Origin of the sequence: Virgibacillus sp. AGTR, assembly GCF_016919725.2 — a bacterium.
Classification (GTDB): Bacteria; Bacillota; Bacilli; order Bacillales; family Amphibacillaceae; genus Virgibacillus; species Virgibacillus salarius.
This window is the reverse complement of the sequence record NZ_JAJERH010000111.1, coordinates 1-9,417: the sequence shown is the minus strand read 5'-3', so window position 1 is coordinate 9,417 and position 9,417 is coordinate 1. Positions and strand designations below refer to the sequence as shown.

8 protein-coding genes and 1 pseudogene are annotated in these 9,417 nt (G+C 37.2%); all 9 read right to left on the bottom strand.

Going from position 1 to position 9,417, the window contains the following annotated elements:
• Positions 1-135 precede the first annotated feature (135 nt).
• Positions 136-2,043 (bottom strand): LTA synthase family protein, encoded by a 1,908-nt coding sequence (locus JUJ52_RS21975; RefSeq protein WP_121605257.1) that lies wholly within the window; start codon positions 2,041-2,043, stop codon positions 136-138.
• A gap of 227 nt (positions 2,044-2,270) precedes the next feature.
• The gene (locus JUJ52_RS21970; RefSeq protein ID WP_205388618.1) at positions 2,271-3,245 is read right to left on the bottom strand and encodes an ROK family glucokinase; all 975 of its coding nucleotides are present in this window, start codon (positions 3,243-3,245) and stop codon (positions 2,271-2,273) included.
• Positions 3,246-3,258: 13 nt separating this feature from the next.
• A complete protein-coding gene (locus JUJ52_RS21965; RefSeq protein WP_026681146.1) occupies positions 3,259-3,456 on the bottom strand; it encodes a YqgQ family protein in 198 nt (65 codons plus the stop codon).
• 170 nt (positions 3,457-3,626) lie between these two features.
• Entirely contained in the window at positions 3,627-3,821 is a 195-nt protein-coding gene (locus JUJ52_RS21960; protein ID WP_121604059.1) for a hypothetical protein, read from the bottom strand.
• Positions 3,822-4,722: 901 nt separating this feature from the next.
• A complete protein-coding gene (locus tag JUJ52_RS21955) occupies positions 4,723-5,298 on the bottom strand; it encodes an Ada metal-binding domain-containing protein (RefSeq protein WP_205389679.1) in 576 nt (191 codons plus the stop codon).
• A gap of 412 nt (positions 5,299-5,710) precedes the next feature.
• Positions 5,711-6,994: pseudogene (locus tag JUJ52_RS21950) on the bottom strand (IS110 family RNA-guided transposase).
• 419 nt (positions 6,995-7,413) lie between these two features.
• The gene (locus JUJ52_RS21945; protein ID WP_205389750.1) at positions 7,414-8,376 is read right to left on the bottom strand and encodes a tRNA dihydrouridine synthase; all 963 of its coding nucleotides are present in this window, start codon (positions 8,374-8,376) and stop codon (positions 7,414-7,416) included.
• Positions 8,377-8,741: 365 nt separating this feature from the next.
• Positions 8,742-8,864, bottom strand: coding sequence for an IS66 family insertion sequence element accessory protein TnpB (tnpB, locus tag JUJ52_RS23805; protein ID WP_205388587.1), 123 nt, complete (start codon positions 8,862-8,864; stop codon positions 8,742-8,744).
• Entirely contained in the window at positions 8,861-9,163 is a 303-nt protein-coding gene (gene tnpA, locus JUJ52_RS21940) for an IS66 family insertion sequence element accessory protein TnpA (protein ID WP_205388588.1), read from the bottom strand. Before tnpA ends, tnpB begins: the two co-directional genes overlap by 4 nt.
• Between the last annotated feature and the right edge of the window lie 254 nt (positions 9,164-9,417).

Sequence of the window (9,417 nt, the reverse complement as noted above, 5' to 3'; positions counted from 1 at the left end):
TAAAAAACTCCCCTCAAAGTAAAGCAGATTATTTATTTTCTTAATCTGGTTATTACTTCAAGGGGAATATCCTTCTTAATCATCTTGTTTCATCCAAAAAGATGAATTAACTTAAACTGTTACTTCATTTTACTATTATTTTTGATCGGTAAACTCAACAAATCGGAAAAGATCTCCATAAATTAAATCATCTGAGTAACCTAATTCTTTATCTACTCTTTTGCTAATTGGATCACAGGCACTCTCAACGTTTTGATCCGTAGCTTCTTCCTTTTGATCTATTTCTACTGGTTCTCCAGTTTCTCGATTATAACAAGTGTCACTTGCAAAGATATAATCATCACTAATAAAATTACCGTTTCTTAAAGCAATGTAACCTTTTCTTTCATCACTAAATAAGTCATTACCAAAATGTAAGTCATTTTTATTTTCAACACCTAACAAGCTCAACAATGTTGGCTTCACATCAATTTGACCAGAAACTTCTGATTTCACTTCACCTTGACCATGGCCAGGAATATGAATAAAGAACGGAACTCTTTGTAACTGTACATGATCATATGGTGTGATTTCTTCCTTATCTAAATACATACTCATTGCTCGATTATGGTTGGCACTAATTCCGTAGTGATCACCCATGATGATAATAATGGAGTCTTCATATAGTCCAGCATCTTTTAGTTGATCGAAAAACTGCTCAATTGCTTCATCCATATATCTTACTGTTGGAAAGAAATTATTTAAAGTATTTGAATTGGAATCGTACGGTTCAATGGATTTATCTGTTTCATCCAAATCAAATGGGAAATGATTCGTCAATGTGATTAGCTTTGTGTAAAATGGTTCTTCCATTGACTGAAGGTATTTAATGGACTGCTCAAAGAATGGTTTATCTTTAAGTCCCCAGCCGATTGAATTTTCTTCAGAAACTTCATATGCTTCTTCCCCATAGAAGTGATCAATTCCAAAGCTCTGATACATTTGATCACGATTCCAAAAGCTCTTGTTATTAGCGTGCAGAACACTCGAGTAATACCCTTCTGTTTTCAATATTTCTGGCATAGCATGGTATTCATTCTGCGCATGTGTAAAGAAAACAGCTCCACGAGAAAGTGGATATAGAGAATTTTCAACAATAAATTCTGAATCGGATGTTTTCCCTTGTTCTGTTTGGTGATAAAAATTCTCAAAATAGTACGTATCTTCATCCTCTGTTAAACTATTTAAGAAAGGCGTAATTTCCTGTCCATTTACTTCATTATTTATTACAAAGCTTTGAATAGATTCTGCATTAATGAATATAACATTCTTATCTTTAGCTACTCCAAACAAATTTGATTTTTCTTTTGTTTTCACATTCTCTTCAATATAAGCTTTAATATCTGGAATCTCATTACCATCTGCAAACACTCGTTGTGTCTTCGCTTTAGTATGTGTTGCAATATCATAAACATGGTAATTAAACAGACCTATATTTTTCACTAAATATTCCCGATCGAAGGCACGTGTAAATAATTGCGGCCGCTCCATCTCTGCCAAAAAGAAATTACCAGCCAATAATACAAAGGACATGGCTAATGTAAAGACTTTACCACTTCTCGGATAAAAAACGGTCATACGTTCCATATGTTTTCTACTTAAATACCAGATGATTGCTACATCTACGAATAGAAGTATGTCATACGGCTTAACAAGCGACAGTATGCTTTCCGTCAAATCAGCGGCATTACTTCCTTGAAATAATTGGGGTATGGTAATAAAATCCGTAAAGGAACGATAAAAAACTAGATTAGCAAATAGGATGATTGTACCAATTAAAGCAGTATATCTTAAGAACTTCATTTGTCTGCTCTGTTTTCTTATCCAAACACTTAAAGCAAAAACTAAGAACGCTGAAACAAAAGGGTTTATAAACAAGATTAACTCTTGCATAGAATTTTCGAGATCAATCGAAAACACAAACCGGTACACAATGTACGTTTTAATACCAAATAGTACAGTAGCTACTATAAATAGGGGTATTTTTAGCCGTTTCAACTCCATAAACTTATCCTCCTGCTATCCCTTTTGATTTTTATATTTTTCTTACTTTTCAACCAATATCAAACAGATTTATTCTTGATTTCATTTCCCTGTTGAAAGATATTATAAACCAAAAGTAAATATTTGTTAATCGAATGTAAACCCAATTATCGTATATGACGAAATCAATGAAATAAAAGTTTCATAGAATGCGATTTTTTTTACATCTTCCATTGAACTAGTGACAGCTAATTGGTGAATGTGATGTGTTCGATCTTCTGTTTAACTAAAAATGCTGCTCCAATGATACCAGCATCGTTCCCTAATTGAGCAAGCTTTAATTCACAATTTTCACTAACCCGGGACAAAGCATATTTATCAAATGACTCACGTATATCATAAAGAAATGCTTCTCCAGCTTTAGATACTCCGCCACCAATTAAAACTTTAGCAGGGTTTACAATGGTGCCTATATTAGAAATTGCCATTCCTAGTACGTCTGCGGTATTTTTCACAATTTCTCGAGCGGACTTATCACCAGCAGCAGCAAACTGAAAAACATCTTTTGCAGTAATAGAACCATGCTCGGAAATGTATGTAGCAAGTAAACCTGACTGATTTTCAGCCTTTTCCATTGCTTGCCTTACAATTCCAGTCGCTGAAACAATCGTTTCTAAACAGCCTATTCTACCACAATTACAGGTATAACCATCTATATCAATTGTAATATGTCCGATTTCTCCACCGATTCCCGCTTCACCGTTTACTATTTGTCCGTTCGCGATAATACCACCACCAACACCGGTACCCAGCGTTATAGCTACTAGATTTCTAGCTTGGTTCCCAGCACCTTTCCAATTTTCACCCAGCACAGCAATATTGGCATCATTCTCTACAAATACTGGTAAGTTTGATCGTTGCTTTAATTGATTACCTAGATCATAATTTTTCCATCCGATATTAACTGCCTCATAAACAAAACCTGTTTCATCTTCAATAAATCCAGGTGCACCTACACCGATCCCAAGCACCTGATCGTTCGTATATTGATCATGTGATAATTGTCTTTCAATCGAGTTCCAAATATCGTCTACAATTTGAATACCCTCATTTTCGGTAATTGTAGGTATCTCCCATTTTCTAAGGATATCTCCTTGATTATTGATAAAACCAAGTTTTGCTGTTGTTCCGCCAACGTCTACTCCAATAATAATTTGATTCATGCATAACTCCCCCTTAATTTTTACGCAATGCTTCTATCTCTTTTCGTAGAAGTAATTTTGCTTGCAAATAATCATCATTTCGAATGAATTGAAGTTTATATAGTTCATCCAATTCCATTGCCATTATTTCTAAATCTCCGATGCGATTACCCGTATAAATAAATGTACCATATTTTTTCAAAAGCTGCTGTATATCATAGATTGATTCCATTAAATTCATCACCAGTACTAGTATACTAAATGTACGTATTAAATAGAAATACGAACTTAGACGTATCTTTAAAAACATAAGAAAAACGGAGCAAAATTCGCTCAGTCCTTATCACTAAATGCTCAAATTTACGCTTCCTCTAGTAGCTATTATGGAATAATAGCTACTGCTTACTTGACCACCACTCCGGCTGCCCACTTCCCTTTCCGTGGGGTTTGTCCTTCAGCTAACTTTTTTAGCAAAACCCGCTCAAAAAAGTGGATCTTCAGGTCAAACATTTCCCACAGGAGTTGAAGTGGCCGGCCTTCGCTATTATCAGGCTCTACAACGCTAGCATGAAGTAACACAGCTGCTTTTATACTCACGGATAGCGATTTTCACTTTACCCATTGTAAAAAAAGTCAACCTATTACTTATGACAAGAATTGTTCACCTTCTCATAGCGGAGACTAATTACGTAGACTCCTGCGGGAATAGCGCGAGCCGAAAATCCACTTTGCAACGTGTTCTTCTTTGCAAAGTTAGTTGAGGCCGTGCCCACGGAAAGCGAAGCAATTAGTCGGAGCATTGCCAATATACATCAAACATTTCAAAATAACTACTTGGCTTAACGCAGTCATTGCGCTGATTTTATACTTTCTTAACTTAGAACAAAAGCGCAAGCGCGCGAATAGAAACGTAGCGACTGAAGCAGTCAACAGATATAAAGGATTCACGGTGAGTTTGCGTGCCGATCATGACTTAGATTAGGACGATTCGTGAAGTCGCCTCGTTTCTGGGCGCTGGAGCTAGACGTGGCTCAACACGCCCATTTATCCACATGGGCAAATAATATATTTTCCTAGACCATTTTAAAAGTGGTACCGACGATCATGTTAGATGAAGGTACCACCTATATTTTCTAAGGGAAAAAGGATACTTCTCTTTTAAAGCTATCGTAGGTATTTTCATGATATCAAGTTATTTTCCTTAGATTTTTTGAAGGCATTTGCAAGGATGGTATTGCTTAACTCGTGAACGATATGGTGAAACAGATTACTGATGAGGTGTTCGTTGTTTTTTCGTGAAAGCTTTCCCTACAAATGTTGTTTTTACAGGCAATCTATTATCCAGAAGACAGTCCAAAGCATTCATTCAAAGGCATTGTGCGTAAAACTTGTTTCGCAATATCGTTTCTATGCTTATTAATTTCCAAGATTAGATCGGAACAAAATCAGTGTATTACAAGGTTGGAAAAACTTTTCAATATCGCTTCTTTATTGGAGTTTACAGTTTACAATTAAATTTCTTCCGATAATTATTCGGCGTAATGTTGTAATATTTCTTAAATACCGTGCTAAAGTAGGAACTGTTTGAAAACCCAACAGATGAAGAGATAAACTGTATGGTATGATTTGTTTCTTTTAATTGATTTGCTGCTCTATTTAACCTTATTCGTTGCAAATAATTTAAGGGACTCTCCTTTTTGATTTTGTTAAACGTTCGTTGAAGGTGAAATGGACTGGAATGAAAGACATCTGCTAACACTTGAAGCGTGATATTTTCATCATAGTTTTGGTCAATCCATGCACATATAAGCTCTATCCATTCCTCATTAGGTAATAACACATTGTCCGGCTTACATCTTTTACAAGGCCTAAACCCAAGCTGTAATGCTATTTGTGCCTTTTTAAAGATATAAACGTTGTGTTTATTCGGTAATCTGGATTTGCAAGATGGACGACAGAAAATTTTAGTTGTTTTAACACCATAGTAAAAATGATCGTCAAAATTACTATCATTATTAGAAATTGCATGCCAATATTCTGAGGGGATGGTATGGGATGATGAGTATAGATCCATAGCTTTTCAACACCTCCCTCTATATAATTAAAATATCTTCAAAATGCTCTTGTTTTCTTAGAATTTCATAAACATCTTATTTGGGTTTGGATAGAGGAGATGGAGTGACAGTCAGAATACAGAATATTCTAATGCATTCCTATCCATCCTAACGACCAAATAGGTAATATTTGGCTAATTGGTATAACCATGCTTGTTAACTCCACACTTCTTATGGTCGCTCACCCTCCCATATATCACGGGATTATATCCATACATTCCCTCGTTCTGCGTATCCACAAGGTGGAGGTCGGAATAAGCTCCTATGCTGGGTCTGGCCCGAATGGAAAAAATAAGCTCCGACTCCGCATTATTGGTGTTTGTATTTTCTAAGTTCATAAGGGCATTGTTTGCTATTTCTTTCTCCTACAGCTTAAGCTGCCTGTAAGGCTTCTATTTGAGGTAAACCTTTCAATAACTTACTTCCATCAAATTCACACTGTTTTTGGCCAATGACAAACAAGGCACGTAATAGCTTTCCACACAACGCAATGAGCGATTGTTGTTTCTTTAAAGGCTTTTCCGGGCGGGTTGTATAATACTTATGCAAGGCTTGAAACGTTGGATTGTTGGCTACGAGCGGACGTATCACTAAATAGATCGCCTTTCGCAGTTTCTTCCGTCCCCGTTTCGTTATTTTTGTTTCCCCTTTGAATTTCCCAGAACTGTGCTCCTGCAACGATAATCCTGCCATATTCACGAGTTGTTGGGGATGATTATAACGAGATAAATCACCCACTTCTGCGAAAAAGGTGGCTACAGTGGTAACACTGATCCCTTTGATGGCCAACATTTCTTTTGCTCCTGGTATCTCTTCTAAGAGAGCTTTTATATCCAAGTTCAGTTCTTCCAACTGTTTCGCGTACAGCTCATATTGGTCTAATAAGCTGTGTAATTCTTTCTTGGCAAAACGTAAACCGATCTCGATACCGACACTTTTCTTCGCTTTGTCTACCAGTTTGGTTGCACGTTTGATGCCAACTCCACGCTTTACAACGGTTTTCCATTCTGCCAGTACATCTTCTGGCGTTTGATCACGAATGTCAGATGGAAATGGGAATGCCCACAACGTATATAATGCAGCCTTTCCGTCCCAGTCTTTAAACACATCATTAAACTCTGGGAAGTAGCGCTGGATGTTGTTTTGAATGCGTCCTTCCGTGACAGCCTGCTGTTTAATGAGTTGATCTCATAATTTAATGGCTTCTCTTAATTCGGCATAAATGCCAGCGAGAAGATTCGGTATAGAGTATCTCCCATCCTTCACCAGCTGGGCAATCACGCGCGCATCTTTGGTATCATTTTTCGTTGGTGAGTTATCATCCAATTCTTTTGATTTCTTGACATGCATCGGATTAACCAATACAAAATCAGTATCCTTGCTGATTAGATAATAACCTAAGCCCATCCAATAATGACCTGTTGGCTCCGCTCCTATCATGACATGGCTTTTATCGTGCTCTTTTTGAAGCTTGAAAATCCACTCCAGTAATAATTCAAAGCCTTCTATTCGATTTTCAAAGATCAATCTTTTCCCAAATTCATAACCTCTGTCGTCCTGTGCTCGTGCTACGTGTTTGTCTTTAGCAATGTCTATTCCCACTACAAGCGTAGATGGTGTGATTTGCGATATTTTGTGATTTTGATTATAATTCATTGGTGAGTCCTCCTTGGTATTTATTTAATTTCGGGGTCATTGCAATGACACCCTGTACTATACCAAGAGGGCTCTTTTTTGTTCAACCCTCAAATTTCTTCGTTACAGGAATGCTCCTATATTATTAATCTTATTCTACCAAATAAAAACACACTGTGAATAAAATTGACTTCTTTACGTACCAACAGTATTTATGCATGGAATTCTTTTTCTAAAAATAGAAGAAGTTTTGCGTATATTTATTTACTCAAATAGCCGCTATCTCCTCCACCACAGTGGACTTTCACCACCTAGATAGTCGGCATGCCTGGCGCGCCTACAAAAAACGTTCCCCACGATGTGAGAAACGTTGATCTGATATATTCACGTTAATTAAGTAACTTACTACTATAAATACTTCTCCTGTCGTCAACATTCTTTCACTCAAAATCTTCAAAGTCATCGAGCAATGCACGTACTTCATCTGTTGACTCTGTTTCCATCATTTGACTTCTTAATTCACTCGCCCCTCGAAAACCTCGAACATATATCTTAAAAAAGCGGCGAAGAGGCTTAAACGAACGTGCTTCTATTTTTGAATATTTATCGAAAAGATCCAAGTGCAATCTTAAGATATCAAGCAATTCCTTACTACTGTGCTCCTTCGGCTGCTTTTCAAAAGCAAATGGATTTTTAAAAATTCCTCGTCCAATCATTACTCCATCTACACCATATTTCTCCACAAGCTCCAAGCCAGTTTGGCGGTCAGGAATATCACCATTGATGGTCAACAATGTATCTGGAGCAACCTCGTCACGAAGCTTTTTAATCTCAGGAATTAGCTCCCAGTGAGCATCTACTTTACTCATTTCCTTTTTTGTACGCAGATGAATAGAAAGATTAGCAATGTCTTGTTCCAATACGTGTTTCAGCCATTCAAACCATTCATCTATATACGTGTAACCTAGTCTTGTCTTCACGCTTACAGGCAATCCTCCTGCTTTTGCAGCTTGTATGAGCTCTGCTGCTACTTCTGGACGACGGATCAGGCCAGATCCCTTTCCATTCCCTGCTACATTAGCTACAGGACAACCCATATTAATATCAAGACCCTTAAATCCTTGTTCCGCCATACCAATACTCATTTGCCGAAAATACTCCGGCTTATCGCCCCATATATGGGCTACCATTGGTTGCTCATCCTCTGTAAATGTCAAACGCCCGCGTACGCTTTGGCGCCCTTCTGGATGACAATAGCTTTCTGAGTTTGTAAACTCTGTAAAAAACACATCAGGTCTAGCGGCTTCGCTAACTACATGGCGAAAAACGACATCCGTCACATCCTCCATTGGTGCCAATATAAAAAACGGTCGTGGTAAATCACGCCAAAAATTATCAATCATAATCAAATTTCAATCCTCTCATGATGGGATATGATCAAAAAACATCCCAAAATCAAAAACAACTGTCCTTACTCCCTTTACACTTATACCATGCTTAAGCACTTTTTATCAAACGGATTGCCTATATAAACCCTAAAATACTTGTAATTTCACTCTTACGTTTTCCCATTTTTCCTTCTGGTCATTCTTCATCGTGTACACGATTTTTTCTACCTAAATTGTGCGATATGGGTACAAAAAAGAGCTCTCACTAAATGTGAGAACCCTTGACTTCAGGACTTTTCCCGTAAGCGTCAAATAGCCCACACCTATTATTGAGGTCTGGGCTAATGCTATGATTGGTTTACTTCTTACTTGGTATACGACTATAGTGAGAATGGATCAAGTTCAAATGCTTCTTTTACTATAATGGCTAGGCCATCATTTGACTTTCTGAAGTCCGTAGGACCACAAGCTAAATAGACCCTTTCGTAGTATGGATGAATCATGAATACTTCAATAAATGTAATACATCAGATAAAAGTTGACGATCAACTTGTGGTTTTACTTCAACTAATAGCTTATCTATCTTGATAACGAGGGATGGACACTCATCATTATTAACCGATTGACTAATTTCAACCCAATCAGTAGATGACGGGGTATCTCTTTGTTGATCAAACTTACGTTTCCAGTAATACATTTGATGCGTATTGATATTTTCTTTACGGCACCAAGCAGCTATGCTAAGACGGCTTTCGCGCCATTGATCCATTCTTGACTGCCATTCTAAATGCTTATCTGACATAAAAAACCTCCTTCGAGAATTAATCTGTAAAGATTATCTCATCAGGAGGCTAGGTTGCATATGTGGGTAATATTTGACGCTTACTTTAAAATAGCGAGAGTTCTCAATACAACAGTCGACGATGTATTTCAACTGAAGAAAATGTTCAAATATCACTATATAACAGGTCAAAACAGGTACTCCAAAATTTGAAGTACCTGTTTTTTATGGGTTATAACCCCTTAGCGTAAGTTATTCGCGTTTTGTTGACGGTA

Bases quoted from the DNA above. Each gene is read 5' to 3' on its own strand.
- JUJ52_RS21975 (WP_121605257.1), bottom strand. From the start codon at position 2,043: ATGGAGTTGAAACGGCTAAAAATACCCCTATTTATAGTAGCTACTGTA.
- JUJ52_RS21965 (WP_026681146.1), bottom strand. From the start codon at position 3,456: ATGGAATCAATCTATGATATACAGCAGCTTTTGAAAAAATATGGTACA.
- JUJ52_RS21955 (WP_205389679.1), bottom strand. From the start codon at position 5,298: ATGGATCTATACTCATCATCCCATACCATCCCCTCAGAATATTGGCAT.
- JUJ52_RS21970 (WP_205388618.1), bottom strand. From the start codon at position 3,245: ATGAATCAAATTATTATTGGAGTAGACGTTGGCGGAACAACAGCAAAA.
- tnpB (WP_205388587.1), bottom strand. From the start codon at position 8,864: ATGATTCATCCATACTACGAAAGGGTCTATTTAGCTTGTGGTCCTACG.
- tnpA (WP_205388588.1), bottom strand. From the start codon at position 9,163: ATGTCAGATAAGCATTTAGAATGGCAGTCAAGAATGGATCAATGGCGC.
- JUJ52_RS21945 (WP_205389750.1), bottom strand. From the start codon at position 8,376: ATGATTGATAATTTTTGGCGTGATTTACCACGACCGTTTTTTATATTG.